A 24921-nucleotide genomic window follows, 5' to 3' on the forward strand; every position below is an offset into this window, starting at 1 on the left:
CCGGGACGCCGAGCGGGCGGTGCGCCGACGATCTGCGACCACGGGCGCCAGCCCGGGGAAGAAACAGAAAACCCCCGGAAGGACCGGGGGTGAAACTGTGGGCGATGCCGGACTCGAACCGACGACCTCTTCCGTGTGAAGGAAGCGCGCTACCAACTGCGCCAATCGCCCTCATCCCGAACGGGACTCATCGATCGTACCGGATGCCGAGAGGTGCTTCGAACCACGAGGAGAGGACACGCGCGGGGCGCGCGCCGTTTTGCACCCGCGCTCAGATCGGGTAATGTCTTACGAGTGCTCGGGGCAAGCCCCGGGAACGAAATGCGGATGTAGCGCAGTTGGTAGCGCACAACCTTGCCAAGGTTGGGGTCGCGAGTTCGAGTCTCGTCATCCGCTCGAGTGGAGGGATCTCCGTCTGGGAAACCGACGGAGAATCACGACACGTGGGTCGAACCACATCACGGTGGCGTGGCCGAGCGGCTAGGCACCGGCCTGCAAAGCCGTTTACACGGGTTCGAATCCCGTCGCCACCTCAACTCATAAAAGAACAGCCTGTACAGGCGCGATTGGCGCAGCGGTAGCGCGCTTCCCTGACACGGAAGAGGTCACTGGTTCGATCCCAGTATCGCGCACCACCTGAAGAAGCCCCCGGTTCGCCGGGGGTTTCGTCGTTTCCGGACCATCTCGCGCAGGCCGCCCGCAGCTCAAGCGGTCGACCGGCACACATGCGGCCGTCGACCCTCGACACGAAGACACGCCAGCGGGCACGCACGGGCCCGACAGCGCGGCGGGTCGCCGTTCGCATTCCGGAGCACGGGACTTCTCGCCGCTCCGCTCACTGCGCACGGGCCGAGGAAGGGCCGAGAGGTGCGCCGGACGGGGGAAAGATCCGGGGTGGTCGTTCCCGCCGCCAGTAAGGGGGGCTGCGGAGTGCCTGGCGGCGGGAACGAGACGAGACTACGCCGTGTCCACCATTTGGGGGACACGTTCGGCGCAGTCTTGCGCTGTCCTTGCGCTGATCTTGCGCTGGCTTTGAGGTCTGCGGACCGGCTTGCACAGCGGGGCCATGGGTGCGGCTCAGTAGGGTGGCCGGACGCCTCCGCCACCCCCGCGGCAGGCGCGACGCACTGCTTCGGCGGAACAGGAAGCGAGAACGCGTGACGAGCGAAGCCCCCCTCTTCACCCCGCCGACGGGCCCCATCCGCGGACGCCGCGACGGTGCGGTGCTGCGGGCCAGTGGCATCCCGTATGCACGCGCGGAGCGCTTCGGTCGTCCCCTCCCTCTGCCGGACCGGGCTGACGACGACGTCTTCGAGGCCCTCGAGCCCTCGCCCGCCGCCCCGCAGGCACCCACTCCGCTGATCGACGCTCTCGGCGACCAGACCGGCGGCCTTCCGATCCGCGAGGAGTGCCAGCACCTCTCGATCACCGTTCCGGCCGACCGCGGCGACGCGGACGCCGCGCTGCCCGTGATGGTGTGGGTGCACGGCGGTGGCTACACGAGCGGTGCGGGTGATCTGCCCGTCTACGACCCCGCCGTCCTCGCGGCCGAGCAGCACGTCGTCGTCGTCACGGTCACCTACCGGCTCGGCGTACTCGGCTATCTCGGTGACGGAGCGGAGCGTCCTGCCAACCTCGGGCTCCTCGATCAGCTCGCCGCCTTCGAGTGGGTCCAGCGCAACATCGCGGCGTTCGGGGGAGACCCGGCCCGCGTGACGGCGTTCGGACAATCCGCGGGCGCCGACGCCGTGCTCCACCTCATGGCCGTCGACCGCGCTCGGGGGCTGTTCTCGCGCGCCATCGTGCAGAGCGCACCCATGGGCACCATGGGTGCGCGCGCCGGCCTCACGGCGGCGATGAGCGCGGCGACCGCGCAGCTTAGCCCGGCGACCCCGTCGGACGATCTGATGCACCTCCAGGCGGACGCGATGCAGGCCGCGCGCGGTTTCGGACGGTTCTCCCTGATGCCCTTCGCTCCGCAGCCCGGGTTCGACCCCCTGCCTCCCCACGGCGAGATCGCCGAGAGGTGGCTCGAGGGGGCCGCACGCATTCCCCTGCTGATCGGGGTCACCGCCGAGGAGACGCGGCTCTTCCTCCCCGGCGTGACGGCCCTGGACGGGTTGCGCGCCGTGCCGCTGCTGCACGCCCTCGCCTCAACGGTCCTCGACACCGCGATGAACGCGGTCGTCTACGGCCGCCCGGCCCGTCGCCTCGCCCGCGACTACCGCAGGGCGGGAGGGACGGCGCTGCGCTACGTCTTCCGGTGGCGGGCGAACGACCTCTACCGCGCCTCCCACGCGATCGAGGTGCCCTTCGTCTTCGGTACCGAGTCGACCGGGCCGCAGCTCGCGCCCTACGCCGGCGCGCGCCCCGACGAGCTCACCGCTGTCGGCCGGAGCGTCCGTGCGCTCTGGGGCGGCTTCGCACACGGGCGCATCGAGGAGATGGCATCCGTTCCCGGGGTTCTCGATCTGTTCGGACCTCGCGGCGGGCCGTCGGCGCAACCCATCGCCGCCGCTGCGACCGCCCAGTACGGTGAGACCATGACCGTCCCCGACACCCTGTGGCGCGAGATCGCGGCCTCGTCCTTCGTCTCGCTCGGCACCTATCGCCGCAACGGAGCCCTCGTGGCGGTCCCGGTGTGGGTCGCGCGCGACGGCGACGAGCTGGTCGTGACGAGCGAGCGGTCCACGGGCAAGGTGAAGCGTCTGCGCAACGATTCGCGCGTGACCCTGCAGCCCTGCAGCAGGATGGGCGCCGTCGAACCGGATGCCATCCGCGTCGAGGCGCACGGCCGGATCGCCGGCCCCGCCGCGGACGACGCTCGCGCCGACGCCGCCCTCAAGCGCAAGTACGGCTTCCAGTACCGCGCGATCCTCGGCTTCGAGGCGTTGGTGCGTCGTCTGCAGCGCAAACCCGGCGACCGCGTCATCATCCGCATCTCGCGCGACACCTGATTCGCGGCATCCCTCCGCTTTTCTCGCGGCTTTATCCCGAAACCGCAATCTCCCGCAAGGGGGTTTGCGTGAACGTCGATTCCGAGAGACGGTGCACGCAGAGAAAGCGGTCGCCGCCCCCCGACCTCCGCGTTCGACTTCTCGCCGAGAGGCGCCGGGCCGCGGGCGGCACCGACGGGAGTCACCATGGGCAAGTTCATCTACGACGGCAACATCAAGGTCGATTTCGAGGACCGGCTGCTCGCGCACCTGCAGGCGGTGATCATGGCGAAAGTGCGTCGCGGCGAGAGCTTCCCGTTCACCTGGAAAGACGACATCAGCACGGGCGGGGGGCGCACGACGGTCTACATCCACCCGTACGTGTCGCTGGTGTTCAAGTTCCACGGCAGTCGAACTCCGCAGCTGAGCACCGCGTGGCTGCACGCGCTGACCTACAACGCGAACTCCGGCCGCGGCCTGTACGTCGTCACCGAGCCCGACGAATTCGTTCCGCGCGAGAGCAGCCGTCGCGAAGAGATGGTCTTCAGCGAGGTGCCGAACGATCAGGCCCCGCATTCCGTCGGGTCCTGACCGGGGAATGGATGCCGCCACCCCGGCGGTTGCACCGAGCATGAGCGACTGGACCCGCACCAAGCCGTACTTCGAGACCGACGCCGTCGCGCACCTCGCGACGCTCATGCGCGACGGGTCGCCGCACTCGATCCCGCTCTGGGTCGGAGTCGACGGGGACCGCCTGATGCTGTTCACCGAGGTCGACACCCTGAAGGACCGCAACCTTCAACGTGACCCGCGCGTGGCCGTCTCGGTCACCGCCGCCGACAACAGTTACTCGATGGCGTTCGTGCGCGGGGTGGCCCTCGAACGGATCGACGGCGACGAGGCCCTGCCCTACGTCGACCGGATCTCGCGGCTGTACACCGGCGAGGCGTACGGTCTGCGAACGGGCCTGGCCGTGTGGTTCATCGAGCCCCACAAGGCCTGGTCGCGAACGTACGAGGACTGACACTCACCAGACGAGCGGCAGGACCCCGAGGAACAGGATCAGCGGCGCGATGATCGCGCCGAGCAGGATGAACCGACTCCACCGCACCTCGATGCCCGCGGCGACCAGGCGGTCGTGCCAGAGGAGGGTGGCCAGTGACGCCCACGGCGTGACGATCGGCCCGGCGTTCACGCCGATCAGCAGCGCCGCGAGTCGCGCGGGGGAGCCCGCCACCGACTCGAGGGCGAGGTAGGCGGGGAGGTTGTTGATGCCGTTCGCCGCGAGGGCTCCGACACCCGCCAGCTGCCACAGCGACACCAGGTCATCTCCGGAACCGGCGAGCACCGAGGTGATGCGCCCGATCCCCAGGGCCTCGAGCGCCCCGACGGCGAGGAACAGGCCCCCCGCGAACACCAGCAGCGACCAGGGCACCAGACGGATGCCGAGGGCCCGCGGCGCGCGCCAGGCGAACGCCGCGATGAGTACCACCGCGGCGGCCGTGGCCGGCATCCACGGTTCGAGCCCGACGACCAGCAGGGGCAGCAATGCAACCGTCACCACCGCGGAGATGCGCAGGAGGACGCGGTCGGACACGTCCGGGGCGGTCGCATCGGGGTAGGTCTTCGGCAGCCGGCGGAGGAACACGACCGTCAGCACGACGACCGAGACCACGATCGCGATGAGCGCCGACGGCCCGAGGAGCGCGAGGAAGGCGATGGGGTCGTGGCCCCCGCCCAGGGCATCGGATGCGAGCAGGTTGGTCAGGTTCGACACCGGCAGCACCAGAGACGCGGTGTTCGCGAGCACGACGGTGACGAACGCGAAGGGGAGCGGATTCAGCTTTCGCGCCACCGCCATCGCCACCACCACGGGGGTCAACAGAACAGCGGTGGTGTCGAGGGAGAGGAACGCCGTGGCGACGGTGGCCAAAGCCACGACCAGCACCCACAACAGCGCGGTGCGCCCGCGGGCGAGCTTCGCCAACCGCGCGGCCACGACGTCGAAGAGCCCCGCCTTCGAGGCGAGTTCGGCGACGATCGTCACGGCCACGACGAACAGCAGGATGGGCCAGACGCGGTCGGCGACGGCGAGAGCGGCGTCGGCGGGGAAGACGCCGGTGAGCAGCGCGATGATCCCGAGGACCCAGAGCACGCCGCCGATGATGGCCAAAGTCACCGCTCCACTATGGGGCACGTTGCGTGCCGTCGAGACCACGCCCGCCCGGTAGCCTGGAAACGACCCCTTTCAGGAGATGTTCTGTGACTGATTTCCCCGCCGATGGCTTCGCCCTCTTCCCCGACCGTTCGGTCGTCGCTCTGCGCGTCAACGGGGAGTTGAAAGACCTGGCCACGACCGTGACGGCCGACGACCAGGTGGAGCCGGTCACGATCGACAGCGCCGACGGCCTCTCGATCCTGCGCCACTCGACCGCACACGTCCTCGCGCAGGCCGTGCAGCGTGTCAAGCCCCAGGCCAACCTGGGCATCGGCCCGCCCGTCACCGACGGCTTCTACTACGACTTCCAGGTCGACGAGCCCTTCACCCCTGACGACCTCAAGGTCATCAAGAAGGAGATGGAGCGCATCGTCCGCGAGAACCAGCGCTTCGTGCGTCGCGTCGTCACCGACGACGAGGCCCGCGCCGAGCTGGCCGACGAGCCGTTCAAGCTCGAGCTCATCGGGCTCAAGGGCGGCTCGGCCGAGGCCGCGGAGGGCGCGTCCGTCGAGGTCGGCGCCGGCGAGCTGACCATCTACGACAACGTCACCCGCGACCGCGAGACCGCGTGGAAAGACCTGTGCCGCGGACCCCACGTGCCCGGCACGCGCCTCATCGGCAACGGCTGGGACCTCACCCGCATCGCCGGCGCCTACTGGCGCGGCAGCGAGAAGAACCCCCAGCTGCAGCGCATCTACGGCACCGCATGGCCCACCAAGGACGAACTGCGCGCCTACCAGCACCGCCTCGAAGAGGCGGCCAAGCGCGACCACCGCAAACTCGGCAAGGAGCTCGACCTCTTCTCGTTCCCCGACGAGATCGGTCCGGGGCTGTCGGTGTTCCATCCCAAGGGCGGCATCATCCGCTACGAGATCGAGCGTTACATGCGCGAGCGCCTGCTCGCGAGCGGCTACGAGGTCGTGAACACCCCGCACATCACCAAGGGCGACCTGTTCATGACGAGCGGCCACCTGCAGTGGTACGCCGACGGCATGTACCCCCCGATGGTGCTCGACGAGGTGACGGATGCCGACGGGCACGTCTCGCGCGAGGGCCAGGAGTACTACCTCAAGCCCATGAACTGCCCGTTCCACAATCTGATCTTCCGCTCGCGCGGACGCAGCTACCGCGAGCTGCCGCTGCGCCTGAGCGAGTTCGGATCGGTGTACCGCTACGAGAAGAGCGGAACTCTTTCGGGCCTCACGCGCGTGCGCGGCATGACCCAGGACGACACCCACATCTACGTCACCGCCGACCAGGTGAAGGGCGAGCTGACCCACAGCCTCGACTTCGTGCTGCAGACCCTGCGCGACTACGGCCTGAACGACTTCTACCTCGAGCTGTCGACGAAGGAGGAGGGCAACCCGAAGTTCATCGGCGACGACGCCCTCTGGACCGAGGCGACCGAGACACTCCGCGAGGTCGCCGAGGCGTCGGGCCTCGAGCTCGTGCCCGACCCGGGTGGGGCCGCGTTCTACGGCCCCAAGATCTCGGTGCAGGCGCGCGACGCGATCGGGCGCACCTGGCAGATGTCGACCATCCAGCTCGACTTCAACCAGCCCGAGCGCTTCGAGCTTGAGTACACCGGCCCGGACGGCGAGAAGCACCGCCCCGTGATGATCCACCGCGCCCTCTTCGGCTCGGTCGAGCGCTTCTTCGCGATCCTGCTCGAGCACTACGCTGGCGCGTTCCCGGTGTGGCTCGCCCCCGTGCAGGTCGTGGCCGTTCCCGTGGCCGCCGAGTACGGCGACTACCTGCAGGGCATCGTCGCCGACCTCAAGACCAAGGGCGTGCGCGCCGAGGCCGACCACAGCGACGACCGCATGCAGAAGAAGATCCGCACGCACACCACGCAGAAGGTGCCGCTCATGCTGATCGCTGGAGAGCAGGACCGCTCCAACGGCACGGTCTCGTTCCGCTTCCGCGACGGCACGCAGCTCAACGGCATCCCGGTCGATGAGGCCGTCGCGCGCATCACGGGCGCGATCGCCCAGCGCACCCTCGTGAACACCGCGGAGGACCTGGCGTGATGAGCGATCCGGATGCCGTCGGGGCAGGCTCGTCGTCGGATTCCGCTACGACGCGCGCCGTCGACGGGTCCGGATCGCACACGACCGATGCGGAACTCGTCGACGCCGCGACCCTTCCCGGCGTGCCCGACGAGTTCCAGCGCCTGTGGACGCCGCACCGCATGGCCTACATTTCGGCCGGGCGCGAGCCGATGGAGAAGACCTGTCCGTTCTGCGCCGCGCCCGACAAGAGCGACGAGGACGGGCTGATCGTCGCGCGGGGGAAGACGGCGTACGTGCTGCTGAACCTGTTCCCGTACAACTCCGGTCACCTGCTGGTGTGCCCGTACCGCCACATCGCGACGTACGACCAGGCCACCGACGAAGAGGTCGCCGAGATCGGCGCGCTCACCCAGCGCGGCATGAGGGTGCTGCGCGCGGTGTCGAACTGCGACGGCTTCAACCTCGGTATGAACCAGGGAGCGATCGCGGGGGCGGGTGTCGACGCGCACCTGCACCAGCACATCGTCCCCCGGTGGGCGTCGGATGCCAATTTCTTCCCCATCATCGCGAAGACCAAGGCCCTGCCGCAGCTGCTCGGCGACGTGCGCCGGGCGGTCGCCGACGCCTGGGAAGTGTGAAACGGGTTATCCACAAGCCCCACTCCCGGGCCGGGCGTTCTCGCTAGCGTGACGGTATGAACGCTCGGACTCGCCCTCTGGTTCTCTCCCTCACTCTCGCTGCCGTGCTCCTCGCGACGACGGCGTGCATCCCGCTGCCGAGCCCCCTGGGGCCGGACGGTGCCGAGGGGCGGCCGACGTCCGCTCCGGACGCGGCGCAGAGTCCCGCGCCCGAGGAGTCGACCACGGTCGACCCCGACGACGTCGGCGACGTCTTCGCGGAGCGCGAGGAGTACTTCCGCGAGCAGCAGCTCCCGATGGACGGTTCCCCCCTGGTCGCGGTGACGCCCGCCCAGAAGGAGTTCATCGCCGAGCAGCGCGCCTACGTCGAGCAGCAGGGGTCGACGTGGACGGCGACCGACGAGAGCCTCGCCCTCGCCCTGGCGGGCGACGCGTGTGAGACGGCGATCCTGAATCGCCACCAGATCGACGCCACGACCATGAGCACGCACGTGGCCACTTCGCCGCTGTTCGCCCAGCTCATTCCGAGCGACCTTCAGGGCGCCGCGCGCACGGAGGCCGAGAAGCCGATCGCGAGCGTCATGGTCTTCGGCGCGACCTTCATGTGCCCCGCGGACGGCGAGCAGTGGCTCGCCGCCTACCAAGAGGTCTACGGGGGCTGAGCCTGAGGTCCGGCGCTCGCGCCTCGGCTTAGCGCACCTGACGGACGGCGAACTGCAGGCGCGGGTGCGCGTACGCCTCCTGCGATTCCACGAGTCGGAGTTCGCGCGAGCCGGCCTCGAACGTGTTCGAGAGCAGGTCGAAGACGCTGGATGCCGTGCGCGCGAGCGCATCGGCTGCGTCGCCGGTGCGGCGGTAGTGCGCCGTGAACAGCGCCGCCGTGACGTCCCCCGAGCCGTTCGCCTTCATGGGGATCAGGGGCGTCTGCACGATCCACGCCCCGGCATCGTCGACGACCATCATCTCGATGGTGTCGGGCGCGCGGTCGGGGCGCTCAACGCTCGTGACGAGCACCGTCCGCGGGCCGCGGGCGCGCAGCATGTCGGCGGACTCGAGCGTCGAGTCGATGCTGCCGGGCTCGGTGTCGGTGAGGAAGCCGAGCTCGAACTGATTCGGGGTCAGGATGTCGGCGACCGGCACGACGCGCTCGCGCAGCAGCACCGGGATCGCGGGCGCCACGAAGCACCCCGATTTGGCGTTGCCCATGACGGGGTCGCAGGCGTACACGGCATCCGGGTTCGCCTTCTTCACCCGCGCGACCGCGTCGATGATGACGTCGGCGATGCCCTCGCCGCCCTGGTATCCCGAAAGCACCACGTCGATTTCGGGGAAGACGCCGCGGTCTTCGATGCCCTGGATCACGGCGGCGACGTCATCGGGGGCGATGAGCGGACCGCGCCACGCGCCGTAGCCGGTGTGGTTGGAGAAGTTCACGGTGTACACCGGTAGCACCTCGACGCCGATGCGCTGCAGGGGGAAGACGGCGGCGGAGTTGCCGACGTGTCCGAACGCGACGGCCGACTGGATCGAGAGAACCTTCATGCGTCGATCCTCCCACTTCGTCCTGATCCGCGGAGCACGCCCGCGGCACGCGCGAGGTCGTCGGCAAGGGCTTCGGCCGAGGTCTCGTCGAGGTCGTGGACGGTCAAGCGCAGGAACGCGCCGGCCGGGTCGGGGGAGAGGAAGAACGGATCCCCCTCGCGCACCAGCCATCCGCGGCGCATGAGCTCTTCACGCACCACCGCGGCCGGAACCGGCAGCGGCACCCACAGGTTGAGACCGTCGCCCGGGGACACCGGTAGCCCCCGCTCGGTGAGGGCGGCCGCGAACGCCGCGTTGCGCGCGGCGTAATGTTCGGCGGCCGCCTCGATTCCGGCGCGCACGGCGTCGTCGGTGACGAGGGCGAGGGTCATGCGCTGCAGGATGTGGCTCACCCAGGTGGTGCCGGGCGTGAGGCGTACGGCGAGGCCGTCGGCGGTGTCGGGATCGGATGCCGTGACGGCGAGGCACGTGTCGGGTCCGAGGAACTTCGACATCGAGCGGATACGCGCCCATCGGCGCTGCGCGGGCCCGATGACGGAGTGCAGGGGAGCGCGGGACAGCAGGGAGAAGTGGTCGTCCTCGATCACGAGGACGTAGGGGTGCTCCGCGAGGACGTCGCGCAGAGCCGCGGCACGCGCGGCGCTGAGACTGGCCCCCGTGGGGTTGTGCGCGCGGGGCGTGCAGATCACCGCGCGAACGCCGGCGTCCAGGGCCGCGCGCAGCCCGTCGACGGTCATGCCCTCGGCATCCACCGCCACCGGAACCGCACGGTACCCGCCGGTGCGGACCGTGTGCAGGGCCGAGAGGAAGCACGGGTCTTCGAGCGCCACGGCGTCGTCGCGCTGCAGGGCCTGGGCGAGCAGGCGCTCGATCGCATCGCTCGCGCCGCTCGTCACGGTGATCAGCAGGTCGTCGTGGGGGAGGTGGTCGGACATCCAGCCGCGGGCCCACGCCTCCAGGCCCGGGTCGATAACCGGCTCGCCGTAGAGGACCGGTCGGGCTGAGCGCGCCAGGGCGGCCGTCGGGTCGGGGATGAGTGCGGGGTCGGGGTTGCCGGTGCCCACGTCGCACAGCACCGTGTCGGGCGCGTACCCCTCCTGCGCGACGGCCGTGCGGTCCGCAACGCGCGTGCCGCTTCGGCCGCGAGCCTCGACTAATCCGGCCTGGGCGAGTTGCCGGTAGGCGGCGACGACGGTGTTGCGGTTGACGCCGAGGTCGCCGGCGACGGCGCGCACGGAGGGCAGCAGCGTGCCTGGAGGGAGCTCGCCGCGCTCGATGCGCTCGCGCAGATCAGCGGCGATGGCCGATGCCGAACGCCCGGTGATGTCGATGGTCATAGGCCCCCCTGGGTCACGAACAGCCTATGTCCTGAGCCGTGCTACGGTTTGGCCTAAGCCAATGATCGCGCCCCGAAGCGCGGAAGCACGCGCCGCACGGCGCGGAACGGAGTGGACATGACCGACACCGGAACCTCCCGCGTCAAGCGCGGTCTCGCCGAGATGCTCAAGGGCGGCGTGATCATGGACGTCGTCACCGCCGAGCAGGCGCGCATCGCCGAAGACGCCGGCGCCGTCGCCGTCATGGCGCTCGAGCGCGTGCCCGCCGACATCCGCGCCCAGGGCGGCGTCGCGCGCATGAGCGACCCCGACCTGATCGACGACATCATCGCCTCGGTCTCGATCCCCGTCATGGCGAAGGCCCGCATCGGCCACTTCGTCGAGGCGCAGATCCTGCAGGAGCTCGGCGTCGACTACATCGACGAGTCCGAGGTGCTCTCGCCCGCCGACTACGTCAACCACATCGACAAGTGGAACTTCACCATCCCCTTCGTCTGCGGGGCGACCAACCTCGGCGAGGCCCTGCGTCGCATCACCGAGGGCGCGGCGATGATCCGCTCCAAGGGCGAGGCCGGCACGGGCGACGTGTCGGAGGCGACCAAGCACATCCGCACGATCCGCCGCGAGATCAACGCCCTGCGCGCCAAGACGAAGGACGAGCTTTACGTCGCCGCCAAGGAGCTGCAGGCACCCTACGACCTCGTCGCCGAGATCGCCGAGACCGGCGAGCTGCCCGTCGTGCTCTTCACCGCCGGGGGAGTGGCCACCCCGGCCGACGCCGCGATGATGATGCAGCTCGGCGCCGACGGCGTGTTCGTGGGCTCCGGCATCTTCAAGTCGGGCAACCCCGCACAGCGCGCAGCGGCCATCGTGAAGGCGACGACCTTCCACGACGACCCCAAGGTCGTGGCCGAGGCGTCGCGCGGACTCGGCGAGGCGATGGTCGGCATCAACGTCGCCGACCTCCCCGCCCCGCACCGCCTGGCCGAGCGTGGTTGGTAACACCCCTCGCGTCGGAGTGCTCGCGCTGCAGGGCGACGTGCGCGAGCACCTTGCCGTGCTGCGCGAGCTCGGCGCCGACGCGCAGCCCGTGCGTCGACTCGACGAGCTCGCCGCCGTGGAGGGCCTGGTCCTCCCCGGCGGCGAGTCGAGCGTGATCGACAAGCTCGCGCGCGCCTTCGGTCTGTTCGACCCGATCCGCGCGGCGATCGCCGACGGCATGCCCATGTACGGCACGTGCGCGGGGCTCATCTTGCTCGCCGAGCGCATCGACGGCGCGATCACGGGCCAGCAGACGTTCGGCGGCATCGACGCGCGCGTCGCGCGCAACGCCTTCGGCAGCCAGACCGCGTCGTTCGAGACCGAGCTCGACGTGCCCGTCCTGGGCGAGCCGCCGGTGCACGCAGCATTCATCCGGGCGCCCGCGGTCGTCGAATGGGGACCGGATGCCGAGCCCCTGGCATCCCTCCCCGATGGGCGCGTCGTGGCGATCGAGCAGGGCATGCTGATGGGCACCGCGTTCCACCCCGAATCGACGGGGGAGACGCGCTTTCACAAGCGGTTCCTGGACCACGTCACGAGCAGACGCGGGATGAGCGTGCCCGCGGGACCGCACTGACTCGGGAGCCGCCGTGCAACCGCCGCGTCTTCGGCTCGCGCCGCTCGGTCGGGGTGCGCCTGGCCGGGGCGAAATCAGGCGCGCAGAGGGTGAATTCGTCTCGTTCCCGTTCGTATCGTGCTGCGAGATCGGTACGTTATGCGTCGTGGGGAGGTGGAAAGTGGATCCCGAGGGTTTGCGGGCGGCGGCCTCCGTCTTCGCGGGCGTCGCGGAATCCAATGAGGGCGAAACGACGATCGCCGCGACGGGAGACGTCGGCGATGCGAGGCTCGTCTCGGCACTGTCCAGGTTCATGGAGGCGCTGATCGGCGGGTGGATGCAACGGGTCTCGCAGACGGAAGGCGTGGCGCAGACGCTGACGGCATCGGCCACGTTGTACGAGGCCGCCGACGACCACGGCGTGCACGACATGGAACGGGCGGAACACTTTTGATGGCGGAGTTGGGGCAGACCGACGACCCTGTGGCATTGGTGCCCGGTTCGACCGGCCAGATCGAAGCGATCATCGCGATGTGCCGGCGACGCGCACGTCTGGCCAGGGCATGGCAGGAGCGCGGCCACCGCGTGACCGTCGAGCGTGACACAAATCTCACCCCGCCTCGTTGGATTCTTTCCGATCCGCCGTATCTCACGGGCACACATCCCCATGGCAGCTTCTTCACCCTCAATGTCGGGGAAGGACTCGTGTACTTCGACGCGACAAGCGCCTGCGTGCCGGGTGACATCCTTCAGCTCAACGCTCGAACGCCAAGCCCATGATTCTTTCATTCGACGCCACCCCGCACGCGGAGACGATGACAAGTCTTCGTCTCGCAGCGGCCGGGCTTCAAGAGACTTTGGATGCCCTGGACGAGGAAGTCAGGGCGTTGCGTGGGCAATGGTCCGGCGCTGCGCAAGCCGCGTACGACGACGCTCACCGGCAGTGGGCGGGTCCCATGAGCCGGTTGCGAGCGGCTCTCGAGGAGGCCACCGACGCCGCGCGGTCTGCCGGAGACCGCCTCTCGCAGACCGAGGGAGACGTCACGGCGCTCTGGGCCTGAGCCGCCTGGCCTTCCTCTCAGCGCGGCCCGGCAGAGAAACATGCGCGCGGACGGCCCTACATGCGGCAGAACTCCCCGGGCCGACGGCCTCTCGCAAGCCAGGATAATGTTGACGCATGTCCGGACACTCCAAATGGGCCACGACCAAGCACAAGAAGGCGGTCATCGACTCCCGTCGCGCCAAGTCGTGGGCCAAGCTCATCAAGAACATCGAGGTCGCGGCGAAGCTCGGTGGAGCCGACCTCCAGGGCAACCCCACCCTCTTCGACGCCGTCCTCAAGGCGAAGAAGACCTCGGTCCCCAAAGACAACATCGATCGCGCGATCAAGCGCGGTGCCGGTATCGGCGGCGAAGCCGTCGAGTACTCGTCGATCATGTACGAGGGATACGGCCCCAACGGCGTCGCCTTCCTCATCGAGTGTCTGACCGACAACAAGAACCGCGCCGCGGCCGAGGTGCGCACCGCTCTCAGCCGTAACGGCGGCACCCTCGCCGACCCGGGCAGCGTCGCCTACAACTTCAGCCGCAAGGGCGTCATCGTCGTCCCCTCCGAGGGCACCACCGAAGACGACGTCATGCTCGCCGTCCTCGAGGCGGGCGCCGAAGAGGTCGAGCCGCACGGCGACGGCTTCGGCGTCATCACCGAGGCCTCCGACCTGGTGTCGGTGCGCTCCGCCCTGCAGGATGCCGGCATCGAGTACGACTCGGCCGACGTCGAGTTCGTGCCCTCGCTCAAGGTCGAGGTCGACGCCGACACCGCTCGCAAGGTGTTCCGCCTCATCGACGCCCTCGAAGACAGCGACGACGTGCAGAACGTCTACACCAACTTCGACATGAGCGCCGAGGTGCAGGCCGAGCTCGAGAACGACGAGTAAGGGCGCGCCCTCGATGTCGACACGGCCCCTGCGCTTAGCGTGGGGGCCGTGTCTCGTTCCCTCCGCGTCCTCGGCATCGACCCCGGCCTGACCCGATGCGGCCTCGGCGTCGTCGACGTCTCGCCGAACCGCACGGCCTCGCTCGTCCACGTGGGCGTCGCCCGTTCCGCGCCCACCGATCCGATCGAGAAGCGTCTCGCGGCGATCGCCGCTGGCATCCGCGACGTGCTGGTCACCCATCAGCCGCATGTGGTCGCCGTCGAGCGCGTCTTCGCGCAGAACAACCTCCACTCGGTGATGGGCACGGCCCAGGCCAGCGGCATCGCGCTGCTGCTGGCGGCCGAGCACGGATTGACGGCCGCGACGCACACCCCCAGCGAGGTCAAGGCCGCGATCACCGGGTACGGCTCCGCCGACAAGCTGCAGGTGCAGACGATGGTCGCCCGCGTGCTGCGCCTCGACGCGCTTCCCCAACCGGCGGACGCCGCCGACGCTCTCGCGATCGCCCTCTGCCACGCCTGGCGCGGGGGAGCAGCCGCCGCCTCGGCCGATGACGCGCCGACCCCCGCTCAGAAGGCCTGGAGGGATGCCGAGAAGAAGCGGACCCCGCCGAAGCGTGTCGCTCGAACACATGTACGAACGGGCGCGTAGGCTGGTCGGATGATCTCCTCGCTGCACGGCACGGCGGCTCACGTCGCCGACGACTCGCTGGTCATCGTGGTCGGAGGTGTCGGCTTCTCCGTCGCTGTCACCGCTCAGCTCGCGCGGACGGTGCACGTCGGCGACGACGTCCACCTGCACACGAACCTCATCGTGCGCGAGGACGCCCTGTCGCTCTACGGCTTCGAGGCTCGCGAAGAGCTGACCGTCTTCACCCAGCTGATCAGCGTGACGGGCGTCGGCCCGAAGTCCGCGCTCGGGGTGCTGTCGTCGCTCACGGTGCCGCAGATCGCCCAGGCCGTGGCCGACGACGACGACGCCCCGTTCCGACGCGTCTCGGGCATCGGCCCCAAGACGGCCAAGCTCATCGTGGTGCAGCTCGCCGGCAAGCTCCAGGTGGCGCCCTCCGCGGCTCCCGCCACCGCCTCGGCGCGCGGCCAGGTGCCCCTGCAGGTCACGCAGGCCCTCGTGGGCCTGGGCTGGACGGAACGGACGGCGGCCGAGGCCGTGGCATCCGTCGCCGAATCCGCCTCCGAGGCCGACCGCGCCTCGGTCCAGTCGTTGCTCCGACTCACGCTCGCCCTGCTGGGCCCGGCCCGCAAGGAGAGCGTGAGTGGCTGACGTCCGAGACGCCGGGACCCCCGACGACGAGGTCGAACTCGCGATCGAAGGGGCCCTGCGCCCCACCTCCCTCGCCGAGTTCGTCGGTCAGCAGAAGGTCCGCGGCCAGCTGCAGCTCCTGCTCGACGCCGCGCGCATCCAGCAGCGCTCTCCCGACCACATCCTGCTCTCCGGCCCTCCCGGGCTCGGCAAGACCACCCTCGCGATGATTGTCGCGCACGAGAGCGGGCGGCCGCTGCGCTTGTCGAGCGGGCCGGCGATCCAGCACGCGGGCGATCTCGCGGCCCTGCTGTCGTCGCTCACGCCGGGGGAGGTGCTCTTCATCGACGAGATCCACCGCATGGCACGCTCGGCCGAAGAGATGCTGTATCTCGCGATGGAGGACTTCCGCATCGACATCATGGTCGGCAAGGGCGCGGGAGCGACCAGCATCCCCCTCGACCTGGCCCCCTTCACCCTGGTGGGAGCCACGACACGCGCGGGCCTGCTGCCGAACCCTCTGCGCGACCGCTTCGGTTTCACCGCCCACCTCGAGTACTACGAGCCCGAAGAGCTCGAGCGGGTGGTCTCACGCTCGGCATCCATGCTCGATGTCGGCCTCCCGGGCACGGCGCGCTCCGAGATCGCCCGCCGCTCGCGGGGAACGCCCCGTATCGCCAACCGTCTGCTCCGGCGTGTCCGGGACTATCTCGTCGTGAACGGTCCGTCGACCGGCACCGACGAAGGTCACGCCGACGTGCGGACGGTCGGCGCCGCGCTCGATCTCTACGACGTGGATGCCATCGGGCTCGACCGCCTCGACAGAGCCGTCCTCGACGCCCTCGTCCGCCGATTCCGCGGGGGACCGGTGGGGCTCAGCACCCTCGCCGTGGCCGTGGGAGAAGAGCCCGAGACCATCGAATCGGTCGTCGAGCCGTACCTCGTGCGCATCGGATTCATGGGCCGCACACCCCGCGGACGCGTGGCGACTCCCGAGGCCTACGACCACCTCGGAGCGCCGCACCCGGACGGCATGCTCCGATTCAGCCAGGGGTCATGACCTATACTCGGCGAGGGATTCCCCGACCCACGCTAGGCAGTGCCGCACGGCGCGCCTGATCTGAAAGGTGCACCGCCTCCATGGACTCCAGTTTCCTCCTGCTCATTCTGTTCGCGGGCCTGCTCGTCTTCATGTTCCTGAGCTCCCGCCGTCGCATGAAGAAGCAGAAGGCCGAGCTCGAGCAGAAGGCCCGCGAGACGGTCCCCGGTGCCGAGGTGCTGCTGCAGGGCGGCCTCTACGGCACGATCGTCGAGTACGACGGTGAAGACCTCGACAAGCCCGCGCACGTCGAGATCGCTCCCGGCGTCGTCATCAAGGTGCACAGCCAGGCCATCCTCCGTATCGTCGACTCGGCTGCCGGCACCGTGACCGAAGACGAGTACATCGAAGCCGAAGAGACCGAGGCCGAGTACATCGCCGGCGTCGCCGACGGTGACATCACCTCGATCAGCGACGACCAGCGTGCCGCCCGCCAGCACGCCGCCGATGCCGAGCGTGACGACAAGGACCGCCCCGCGGTCTGATCGCCCCCTCCCGCCTTTTCGTTCACCGCCGCACAGAAAGCCGACTCCGTGGCGCCCTCGACTCCCGTCCGTCACGCCTGGCGCGTTTTGACCGGATTGCTCGCCATTACCGGCGTGCTCTTCGGCATCAACGCGCTGGGTGTGTACGTGTTCAATGCCAGCTCCTGGACCCCCGAGCTCGCGCTCGACCTCCAGGGCGGCACGCAGATCATCCTGCAAGCCCAGACCACCGACGGCGCCGCGCCCGACAGCGAACAGCTGGCGCAGGCCGTCACGATCATCCGCCAGCGCGTCGACGCGTCGGGCGTGGGTGAAGCCGACGTGGCCACCGAGGGTGGCCGCAACATCGTCGTGCAGATCCCCGGCCAGGCAGACGATGCCACGCGACAGCGCATTCAGTCCTCGGCTCAGCTGCAGCTGCGCCCGGTGCTGTTCACCGGTTCGCCGGCGACCACGTTCGTGGGTCAGGACGGCGTGACCACGCCCTACCCGACGCCCGACCCGAACCTGCCGTCGACGCCCACCGCGTCGCCGACCAACGCGAGCGACCCGGCCTACATCACCCCGGCCCTGCAGGCGCAGTTCCTCGCGTACGACTGCGCGAACCCGCCGAGCAACCCGGCGCAGGCCCCGGCCGACCAGCCGATGATCACGTGCGGGACGAACGACGGGCAGAAGTACATCCTCGGCCCCGTCGAGCTCGACGGCACCGACATCTCGAACGCCACGAACGGCCAGGAGCAGAACACCGGGCAGTGGGCGGTCAACCTGGTCTTCAACGACCAGGGCACGCAGAAGTTCGCCGAGATCAGCCAGCGCCTCTACGGTGCGCAGCCGCCGCTGAACCAGTTCGCGTTCGTGCTCGACGGCTCTGTCCTGTCGGCGCCGTCGATGAACGGCATCATCGTCGACGGTCGCCCCAGCATCACGGGATCGTTCACGCAGGAGTCGTCCAAGGCCCTCGCCGACCAGCTGAAGTACGGCGCCCTGCCGCTCAGCTTCCAGGTGGTCAGCTCCGACACCGTGTCGGCGACGCTCGGCTCGCAGCAGCTGCAGGTCGGTTTCATCGCCGGTCTCATCGGCCTCGGGCTGGTGGCGATCTACTCGCTGATCGTCTATCGAGCGCTCGGCACGGTGATCATCGCTTCGCTCGGCGTGATGGCCGTCCTGACCTATCTCGCCCTGTGCATCCTCGCGTGGCGTGCCGGCTTCCGACTCTCGCTCGCGGGTGTCGCCGGCCTGATCGTCACCATCGGCTTCACGGCGGACTCCTTCATCGTCTACTTCGAGCGAATACGAGACGAACTGCGTGACGGCAAGTCGATCACGGCAGCCGTCGAAGACGGATGGTCGCGCGCCAAGCGCACGATCTACATCTCGAAGTCGATCAACATCCTCGCGGCGGTGGTGCTGTACATCCTCGCGGATGCGACGGTGAAGGGCTTCGCGTTCACCCTGGGTCTCACGACGGCCATCGACATCCTCATCTTCATCCTGTTCACCCACCCGGTGATGCAGCTGCTCGCTCGCACGCGTTTCTTCGGCTCGGGTCACCCCCTGTCGGGCATGGACCCGAACGCGCTCGGCGCCGTCTACCGCGGACGCGCGCAGTTCCGCGCCCCCGTGATCGAGGCGGGCCGGGTGAAGAAGTCGCGCGGCGAGGCGCAGCGTCGACAGACGATCGCCGAACGCAAGCAGGCCGAGCTGACCGCCGCCAGCCGCGGCGATAGCCGCCCCACGAAGGAGGGAGACGACTGATGCGCTCCATGTCGCAGCTCGGTAACGACCTCTACTCGGGGAAGACGTCCTTCCCGTTCGTGCAGCGTCGTCGCCTCTGGTTCATCATCGCCGCGGTTCTGGTCATCGGTGCGGCCCTCGTGCCGTTCATCCGCCCCGTGCAGTTCTCGATCGAGTTCACGGGCGGCTCGCAGTTCACGGTCTCGAACCCGTCGACGTTCGATCAGGGCCTTGCGACGCAGGCCGTGACGTCGGTGGTTCCGGACGCGACGACCCGCGTCACCACGATCAGCGACCAGTCGGTCCGCGTGCAGACCGACCAGTTGGACAACGACCAGACGCAGGCTGTCTCCGCAGCCCTCGCGACCGCCTACAAGGTGCCGGCATCCGAGATCACCAACTCGTTCATCGGACCGACCTGGGGCAACGACGTCACGCGCCAGTCGCTCTGGGGTCTGTCGATCTTCCTCGCGTTGACGTTCCTCATCCTCGCGCTGTACTTCCGCACCTGGAAGATGTCGGTCGCCGCGATCATCGGCCTCGTCGACGTCCTCGTCATCACGATCGGCGTCTACGCCGTCTTCGGATTCGAGATCTCGCCGGCTGCCGTCATCGGCTTCCTCACGATCCTGTCCTACGCGCTGTACGACACGACGGTCGTCTTCGACAAGGTGAGGGAGAACACCAGAGAGGACGGCGAGATCTCCGGACGCACGTTCTCGGAGTCTGTGAACCTCGCCGCCAACCAGACGCTGATCCGCTCGATCAACACCACGGTGGTCGCCATCCTGCCGGTGGGTGCGATCCTCTTCATCGGTGTGCCGCTCGGTGCGCGCACGCTCAGCGATATCTCGCTGTCGATCTTCGTCGGCACGATCGTCGCCGCGTACTCGACGCTGTTCGTCGCCGTGCCGATGTACGCGCTGCTGCGCGAGAAGGAGAAGCCGATCGCTCTGCGCGACGCCCGCGTCGTGTCGGCCCGTGAGAAGGCGGGCGTCCCGGCCTGACGGCCGGGGCTCCCGCCCCTCGGGCCCGCACCTGGGACCCCCGCCGCGAGGCATAGAATCGATCTACTGGCCGTGAGGAAGGGGTAGTGATGACCGAGACCGCTTCCTCCGCGCCGCCGCCGTCCTCTCTGCGACGGCTGGTTCCGCGAATCTTCTCGCGCGCGGCCCGTCGTGACGACGTCGACAAGCTGCTCCGCACGGTCCGCACGCATCACCCTAAGGGCGACCTCGCGATCATCGAGCGCGCCTACGCCGTGGCCGACAAGGCGCACGACGGGCAGAAGCGGCAGAGCGGCGAGCCGTACATCACGCACCCCCTGGCGGTCGCGCAGATCCTGGCCGAGCTCGGCCTCGGCCCCAAGGCGATCGCCGCCGCGCTGCTGCACGACACCGTCGAAGACACGGGCTATCCGCTCGACGAGCTCGCCGCCGACTTCGGCGACGAGGTCGCGATGCTCGTCGACGGCGTCACCAAGCTCGACAAGGTCAAGTACGGCGACAGCGCGCAGGCCGAGACGGTCCGCAAGATGATCGTGGCGATGTCGAAAGACATCCGTGTGCTGCTCATCAAGCTCGCCGACCGACTGCACAACGCGCGCACCTGGGGATTCGTGCCGCCGCACAAGGCCGCGAAGAAGGCCACGGAAACCCTCGAGATCTACGCTCCGCTCGCGCATCGCCTCGGCATCCAGGCGATCAAGAGCGAACTCGAGGACTTGTCGTTCGCGGTGATGCACCCCAAGCTCTACGCCGAGATCGACAGCCTGGTCAAGCAGCGCACGCCCCAGCGCGAGCAGTACGTGCAGAACGTCATCGACGCCGTCGACGCGGACCTACGCGAACTCCGCGTTCGCGGCCGGGTGATGGGCCGACCCAAGCAGCTGTACTCCGTGTACCAGAAGATGGTGGTCCGCGGTCGCGAGTTCGACGACATCTACGACCTCATCGGCATCCGAATCCTGGTCGGCACCGTGCGCGATTGCTACGCCGTGCTCGGTGCGATCCACGCGCGGTGGACACCGCTGCCGGGGCGTTTCAAGGACTACATCGCCACGCCCAAGTTCAACCTGTACCAGTCGCTGCACACCACGGTGATCGGCCCCGGCGGGCGCACGGTCGAGATCCAGATCCGCACGCACGAGATGCACCAGCAGGCGGAGTTCGGCGTCGCCGCGCACTGGAAGTACAAGGAGCGGATGGCGGGCGGTAAGGCCGACGCCAAGGCCGTCGACGCCGACATGGCGTGGATCGCTCACATCTCCGACTGGCAGGCCGAGACCGCCGACCCGGGGGAGTTCCTCGACTCGCTCCGCTTCGAGATCGGCGCGAAAGAGGTCTACGTCTTCACCCCGAAGGGACGCGTGGTGGGCCTTCCCACCGGCGCAACCCCGGTCGACTTCGCGTACGCCGTGCACACCGAGATCGGTCACCGCACGATGGGCGCCAAGGTCAACGGCCGTCTGGTGCCGCTCGAGTCGACCCTGCAGAGCGGCGACGTCGTCGAGGTGTTCACCTCGAAGAACCCCGATGCCGGCCCCAGCCAGGACTGGCTCGGTTTCGTCAAGAGCACCCGCGCGCGCAACAAGATCCGCGGGTGGTTCACGAAGGAACGCCGCGAAGAGGCCATCGAGCAGGGCAAGGACTCGATCGCCCGCGCCATGCGTCGGCAGAACCTGCCCCTGCAGCGCCTCATGAACCAGGATTCGTTCACCGAGGTCGCCCGACTCTTCCACTACGAGGACGTCTCCGCGCTCTACGCCGCGGTCGGCGAGGGGCACGTCTCCACGCAATCGGTGATCGAGAAGGTCACCGCTCTCGTCAACGTCGAAGAGACCAGCACCGGCCCCATCGACATCCCCGTCGGCCGCAGCCGTGCTCCGCGTGGCGGCGACTCCGGCGTCCTCGTGCGTGGAGCCCCCGACATCCTCGTCAAGCTCGCCAAGTGCTGCACCCCCGTTCCGGGCGACGAGATCGTCGGTTTCGTCACGCGCGGCAGCGGGGTGTCGGTCCACCGCGGCGACTGCACGAACGTGAAGTCGCTGAAGGAGGAGCCCGATCGTCTGATCGACGTCGAGTGGGCGCCGACGACGAAGAGCGTCTTCCTGGTGCAGATCCAGGTCGAGGCCCTCGACCGCTCGGGGCTGTTGAGCGACGTCACGCGCGTGCTGAGCGAGCACCACGTGAACATCCTCTCGGCGACCGTGTCGACCACGAACGATCGCCTCGCGCTCAGCAAGTTCGTGTTCGAGATGGGCGACACCGTGCACCTCGACCGTGTGCTCAACGCCGTGCGGCGCATCGACGCGGTCTACGACGTGTACCGCGTCACCTCGTCGTAGCACGGGGGACGGATCACCTCTGCGCCGCGACGTCGGCCAGGAGCGCTGCGCCCCTCCTCCCGTACGGGAACGTCGGGTGCCGGGCCAGCCATGCCTGGGCCTCGTGTCGCGATTCGACATCGGATGCCGCCCACTCGATCGCCGCGGCACCCTCACCCTCGTCGTCGGAACGCGCGAGGTCGGCGAGCGTTCGCCCCGGTGTGCTGAGGTGAACACCCGCCACGAGGGTCGTGTCGGCGACCGGGAGTCTCACGTCGTGGAACACCGCCCGCGTCGCGTCACGCGCGCGCGTCCGCGTCGGCCCCACCCGCTGGAGGTGATGCCGTCTCGGCTCGGTCGCCGTGCCGCCGTGCACCCACGCCGCCGTCAGCCGCACCCCGGCCCACCGTTCGCCGAGCAGAGGAGACAGGCTCCGTGCCCGCATCCAGACCGTCTCGACCGCGTCGGCCGGCATGAAACCCTCGCCGAGCGGCACCAGCAGGCCGTCGAGGCACGCCGCGCTGAGCTCGGTCAACGCGAGACGCTCCCCGGGGAAGAACAGAAAGGGCGACACCATCCCGTCAGTGTGACGGAGCGGTGTCGCCCGTGACGGTCGAACCGTCGAACTGTGGAGAACCCGATCAGCCGCCGAGGGCGCGCAGCCAGGTGCGGCGCGCTTCGAGAGCCTCCGACGCCTGCGCTGCGGCACGCTTGTCGCCGCGCGACTCGGCCTCGGCCAGCTCGGCCTCGAGCTTGTCGATCGCGTCGGTGAGCTGACGCGTCATGTCGTTGGCGCGGGCCTTCTGCTCGGGGTCGTTGCGCTTCCAGTCGGCGTCTTCGCGGGTGCGCACGCTCTGCTCGATCTTGCGGAGCTCGTCGTCGAGGACGCGCTCCTTGTCGCGCGGGAAGATGCGTCCGATCTCGTCCCACTGACGCTGAATGGTGGTCAGCTTCTGACGGGCCGTCGCGAGGTTCTTCTCGTCGACGATCGGCGCGGCCTGCTCGAGGAGGGCGCGCTTCTGCTCGATCTTCTCCTTCGAGGCCTCGGCGTCGGCGGACTCGCGCTCGATGCGGGCTCCGTAGAGCGCGTCGCCGGCGGCCTTGAACCGAGCCCACAGCGCGTCGTCGACCTTGCGGCCGGCGCGGCCCGAGGCCTTCCACGCGTCGAGGAGGTCGCGGTAGGCCCCGATCCCGTCTTCGCCACGCGGGGCGAGGGCCTCGGCGCGCTCGACGAGACGCGTCTTGGCCTCGCGAGCCGACTTGTGGGTCTCGTCGAGCGACGAGAAGAACTCGCGGCGATGACGATCGACCGTGGCGCGCGCGTCGCGGAAGCGGCGCCACAGCTGCTGCGCGGTCGACTTCGACAGGCGAGGACCGTTCTGCTGGTGGGCCTGCCACCGGTCGAACAGCGCCGTCATGTCGGCGGTCATCTGCTTCCACTGGACCGTCTGCGGGTCGCGGGCGGCGAGGGCCTCGGCCTCCTCGACGATCGCGGTACGCTCGCGCACGGCCTCTTCGGTGGCCTGCTTGGCGGCGACGGACTCGGTTTCACTCGCTTCGGCGAGCTCTGCGGTGAGGGCGTCGACGCGGGCGATGAGGGCGGCGAGGTCGCCCACGGCGGCCGCACCCTCGAGCTTGCCGCGAAGGGTCTTCGCCGTCGAACGCAGATCCGACGCCGAGGCGCCTCCGCGACGGTGGCGCGTCTCGATCAGCGTGACCTCGCCGGCGAGGTCCGAGAACTTGCGCTGGAAATAGGCCAGCGCCTCGGCCGGCGTGCCGTCGGGGTACTGACCCACGACGCGCCAGTCGTCGCCCTCGCGGACCGAGACGGTTCCCTCGTCGTCGACGCGGCCCCAGGGCTGGGTGGCCGAGGTGGACGCGGTCTTGCCGGGAGGGGGTCCGGGCAGTCGCACGCCGGGACGCGGGGCGGCGGGCTGCGCGGCCACGGGCTGCTCGGCGGGAGCGGCGTCGCCCTCGGACGCCGCGGCCTCTTCGCCTTCGGCCGGCGCCTCGGCAGCGGGCGCTTCGGCAGCGGGCTCTTCAACGGTGGGCTCGGCGCGGGACGCGGGGTCAGCGGCATCCGTCGACTGCTCGTCGAGCGACGGGTCGTCGGACGAGGCGTCGGCGTCGGGAGCGGAGGGGTCCTCGGCCGGAACGGCGTCGGGAGCGTCGGTTTCCGCCTCGACCGGGGTCGTGGCGGTGGGGTCGACCTCGGCGGTGCTCGCGTCGTCGCGCGGGTCGGAGGTCTCGGGAGTGGGAGCGGAAGTCACGGGTAGCACCTCATCGCGGCAGAACCGCCTGGGGGAGAAGGACCCTCCGAGCCTAGTACGCGCGACCGCTCCGACACAGGATCGTCGTTCCCGCCCCGCCACGCCGCCGATCCGGCGGCGCGGGAGGATCACTCAGGGCGCGGTCGAATCCGAGGGCAGAGGGGCCGGGATCTCGGTCGGGAGGGGGGTCTCGGGGCTGACCGTCGACGACGGTTCGGGGGTCGGCGCCCCGGGGCCGGTCACGAAGTACGCCGTCTGCAGGGCAATCGCCCCGGCGATCACGAGGAGCCCGACGATCAGGCCGACGAGGTTGTCACGGGTGCGGCGGCGTCCCTGACGGTCGTGGAGCTCGAGTCGAGCCTGGTAGGCGCGCGCACGCTCGCGCTGCTCTCGGGTCCGCCGGTCTATCCCACGCGCCGCCACATCGACCTCCTCCGCCCGTCCGGGCCCCTCGATCCTACAAACAGCGGTCGGGGTGTCTCGGATCGCGGCGGGGGCACGGGAGGTCCCCGTGTCGGAGGCCCCGGTT

At 69.5% G+C, this 24921-nt stretch carries 25 protein-coding genes and 4 tRNA genes; 22 read left to right on the forward strand and 7 right to left on the reverse strand.

Features of this window, described 5'->3' with window-relative positions:
* Positions 1 to 98: 98 nt before the first annotated feature.
* Positions 99 to 171 (reverse strand) — tRNA-Val (locus ASE56_RS15235).
* A gap of 152 nt (positions 172 to 323) precedes the next feature.
* Here ASE56_RS15235 and ASE56_RS15240 point away from each other — a divergent pair.
* The 6 genes from ASE56_RS15240 (at position 324) to ASE56_RS15265 (ending at position 3960) form a co-directional block, all read left to right on the forward strand.
* Positions 324 to 396, forward strand: a tRNA-Gly gene (locus tag ASE56_RS15240).
* 66 nt (positions 397 to 462) lie between these two features.
* Positions 463 to 533 (forward strand) — tRNA-Cys (locus ASE56_RS15245).
* A 27-nt stretch (positions 534 to 560) separates the two neighbouring features.
* Positions 561 to 635 (forward strand) — tRNA-Val (locus ASE56_RS15250).
* Positions 636 to 1157: 522 nt separating this feature from the next.
* Positions 1158 to 2957 (forward strand): PPOX class F420-dependent oxidoreductase, encoded by a 1800-nt coding sequence (locus ASE56_RS15255; protein WP_162234524.1) that lies wholly within the window; start codon positions 1158 to 1160, stop codon positions 2955 to 2957.
* Positions 2958 to 3143: 186 nt separating this feature from the next.
* On the forward strand, positions 3144 to 3527 hold the full coding sequence (locus tag ASE56_RS15260) for a hypothetical protein (RefSeq protein ID WP_056231622.1): 384 nt from the start codon (positions 3144 to 3146) through the stop codon (positions 3525 to 3527).
* Between the two features lie 40 nt (positions 3528 to 3567).
* The gene (locus ASE56_RS15265) at positions 3568 to 3960 is read left to right on the forward strand and encodes a TIGR03618 family F420-dependent PPOX class oxidoreductase (protein ID WP_056232385.1); all 393 of its coding nucleotides are present in this window, start codon (positions 3568 to 3570) and stop codon (positions 3958 to 3960) included.
* A gap of 3 nt (positions 3961 to 3963) precedes the next feature.
* Here the strand turns inward: ASE56_RS15265 and ASE56_RS15270 are convergent, their stop codons facing one another.
* Positions 3964 to 5115, reverse strand: coding sequence for an SLC13 family permease (locus tag ASE56_RS15270; RefSeq protein WP_143017853.1), 1152 nt, complete (start codon positions 5113 to 5115; stop codon positions 3964 to 3966).
* A gap of 83 nt (positions 5116 to 5198) precedes the next feature.
* Here ASE56_RS15270 and thrS point away from each other — a divergent pair, with 83 nt between their 5' ends.
* Genes thrS through ASE56_RS17525 form a run of 3 tightly spaced genes read left to right on the forward strand, consistent with a single transcriptional unit; the run spans position 5199 to position 8466 of the window.
* Positions 5199 to 7184 (forward strand): threonine--tRNA ligase, encoded by a 1986-nt coding sequence (gene thrS / locus ASE56_RS15275; protein ID WP_056231625.1) that lies wholly within the window; start codon positions 5199 to 5201, stop codon positions 7182 to 7184.
* A complete protein-coding gene (locus tag ASE56_RS15280; RefSeq protein WP_056231629.1) occupies positions 7184 to 7804 on the forward strand; it encodes an HIT domain-containing protein in 621 nt (206 codons plus the stop codon). Before thrS ends, ASE56_RS15280 begins: the two co-directional genes overlap by 1 nt.
* Positions 7805 to 7860: 56 nt before the next feature.
* Positions 7861 to 8466, forward strand: coding sequence for a hypothetical protein (locus ASE56_RS17525; RefSeq protein WP_056231634.1), 606 nt, complete (start codon positions 7861 to 7863; stop codon positions 8464 to 8466).
* Positions 8467 to 8494: 28 nt separating this feature from the next.
* On the opposite strand, the gene pdxY is transcribed toward ASE56_RS17525, so the two are convergent.
* Entirely contained in the window at positions 8495 to 9346 is an 852-nt protein-coding gene (gene pdxY, locus ASE56_RS15290; protein WP_056231639.1) for a pyridoxal kinase PdxY, read from the reverse strand.
* The gene (locus ASE56_RS15295; RefSeq protein WP_056231641.1) at positions 9343 to 10683 is read right to left on the reverse strand and encodes an aminotransferase class I/II-fold pyridoxal phosphate-dependent enzyme; all 1341 of its coding nucleotides are present in this window, start codon (positions 10681 to 10683) and stop codon (positions 9343 to 9345) included. Before ASE56_RS15295 ends, pdxY begins: the two co-directional genes overlap by 4 nt.
* A 117-nt stretch (positions 10684 to 10800) precedes the next feature.
* On the opposite strand from ASE56_RS15295, the gene pdxS reads away from it, so the two are divergent.
* From pdxS to ASE56_RS15355, 13 genes are all read left to right on the forward strand, one after another.
* Entirely contained in the window at positions 10801 to 11685 is an 885-nt protein-coding gene (gene pdxS, locus ASE56_RS15300) for a pyridoxal 5'-phosphate synthase lyase subunit PdxS (protein ID WP_056232393.1), read from the forward strand.
* Positions 11675 to 12301, forward strand: a complete 627-nt coding sequence (gene pdxT / locus ASE56_RS15305; RefSeq protein WP_056231644.1) for a pyridoxal 5'-phosphate synthase glutaminase subunit PdxT — start codon at positions 11675 to 11677, stop codon at positions 12299 to 12301. Before pdxS ends, pdxT begins: the two co-directional genes overlap by 11 nt.
* 160 nt (positions 12302 to 12461) lie before the next feature.
* Positions 12462 to 12734 carry a hypothetical protein gene (locus tag ASE56_RS15310; protein WP_056231647.1) on the forward strand — a complete coding sequence of 91 codons (273 nt, stop codon included), beginning with the start codon at positions 12462 to 12464 and terminating at the stop codon, positions 12732 to 12734.
* A gap of 8 nt (positions 12735 to 12742) precedes the next feature.
* Complete coding sequence (locus ASE56_RS17090; RefSeq protein WP_235557014.1) at positions 12743 to 13060, forward strand: hypothetical protein; 318 nt, start codon at positions 12743 to 12745, stop codon at positions 13058 to 13060.
* Between the two features lie 35 nt (positions 13061 to 13095).
* Complete coding sequence (locus ASE56_RS15315) at positions 13096 to 13341, forward strand: WXG100 family type VII secretion target (protein WP_235557026.1); 246 nt, start codon at positions 13096 to 13098, stop codon at positions 13339 to 13341.
* A 116-nt stretch (positions 13342 to 13457) separates the two neighbouring features.
* Positions 13458 to 14216 (forward strand): YebC/PmpR family DNA-binding transcriptional regulator, encoded by a 759-nt coding sequence (locus ASE56_RS15320; RefSeq protein ID WP_056231653.1) that lies wholly within the window; start codon positions 13458 to 13460, stop codon positions 14214 to 14216.
* 48 nt (positions 14217 to 14264) lie between these two features.
* Positions 14265 to 14867 carry a crossover junction endodeoxyribonuclease RuvC gene (ruvC, locus tag ASE56_RS15325; RefSeq protein WP_056231655.1) on the forward strand — a complete coding sequence of 201 codons (603 nt, stop codon included), beginning with the start codon at positions 14265 to 14267 and terminating at the stop codon, positions 14865 to 14867.
* 9 nt (positions 14868 to 14876) lie between these two features.
* Positions 14877 to 15497 (forward strand): Holliday junction branch migration protein RuvA, encoded by a 621-nt coding sequence (ruvA, locus tag ASE56_RS15330; RefSeq protein WP_056231658.1) that lies wholly within the window; start codon positions 14877 to 14879, stop codon positions 15495 to 15497.
* A complete protein-coding gene (ruvB, locus tag ASE56_RS15335; RefSeq protein WP_056231660.1) occupies positions 15490 to 16536 on the forward strand; it encodes a Holliday junction branch migration DNA helicase RuvB in 1047 nt (348 codons plus the stop codon). Before ruvA ends, ruvB begins: the two co-directional genes overlap by 8 nt.
* Before the next feature lie 80 nt (positions 16537 to 16616).
* A complete protein-coding gene (yajC, locus tag ASE56_RS15340) occupies positions 16617 to 17060 on the forward strand; it encodes a preprotein translocase subunit YajC (protein WP_056231662.1) in 444 nt (147 codons plus the stop codon).
* Between the two features lie 48 nt (positions 17061 to 17108).
* Positions 17109 to 18818: a protein translocase subunit SecD gene (secD, locus tag ASE56_RS15345; protein WP_056231666.1), complete on the forward strand. Its 1710-nt coding sequence runs from the start codon at positions 17109 to 17111 to the stop codon at positions 18816 to 18818.
* Positions 18818 to 19804 carry a protein translocase subunit SecF gene (gene secF / locus ASE56_RS15350; protein ID WP_056231669.1) on the forward strand — a complete coding sequence of 329 codons (987 nt, stop codon included), beginning with the start codon at positions 18818 to 18820 and terminating at the stop codon, positions 19802 to 19804. The genes secD and secF overlap by 1 nt, the downstream gene beginning before the upstream one ends.
* 89 nt (positions 19805 to 19893) lie before the next feature.
* A complete protein-coding gene (locus ASE56_RS15355) occupies positions 19894 to 22143 on the forward strand; it encodes a bifunctional (p)ppGpp synthetase/guanosine-3',5'-bis(diphosphate) 3'-pyrophosphohydrolase (protein ID WP_056231672.1) in 2250 nt (749 codons plus the stop codon).
* 13 nt (positions 22144 to 22156) lie between these two features.
* On the opposite strand, the gene ASE56_RS15360 is transcribed toward ASE56_RS15355, so the two are convergent.
* From ASE56_RS15360 to ASE56_RS15370, 3 genes are all read right to left on the reverse strand, one after another.
* Positions 22157 to 22699, reverse strand: a complete 543-nt coding sequence (locus tag ASE56_RS15360) for a hypothetical protein (protein ID WP_056231675.1) — start codon at positions 22697 to 22699, stop codon at positions 22157 to 22159.
* A gap of 64 nt (positions 22700 to 22763) precedes the next feature.
* Complete coding sequence (locus ASE56_RS15365) at positions 22764 to 24392, reverse strand: DUF349 domain-containing protein (RefSeq protein WP_082450739.1); 1629 nt, start codon at positions 24390 to 24392, stop codon at positions 22764 to 22766.
* A gap of 132 nt (positions 24393 to 24524) precedes the next feature.
* Positions 24525 to 24815, reverse strand: coding sequence for a hypothetical protein (locus ASE56_RS15370; protein ID WP_056231679.1), 291 nt, complete (start codon positions 24813 to 24815; stop codon positions 24525 to 24527).
* Positions 24816 to 24921 lie beyond the last annotated feature (106 nt).

Source organism: Microbacterium sp. Leaf203, from assembly GCF_001421275.1.
In the GTDB taxonomy this organism is placed as follows: domain Bacteria; phylum Actinomycetota; class Actinomycetes; order Actinomycetales; family Microbacteriaceae; genus Microbacterium; species Microbacterium testaceum_A.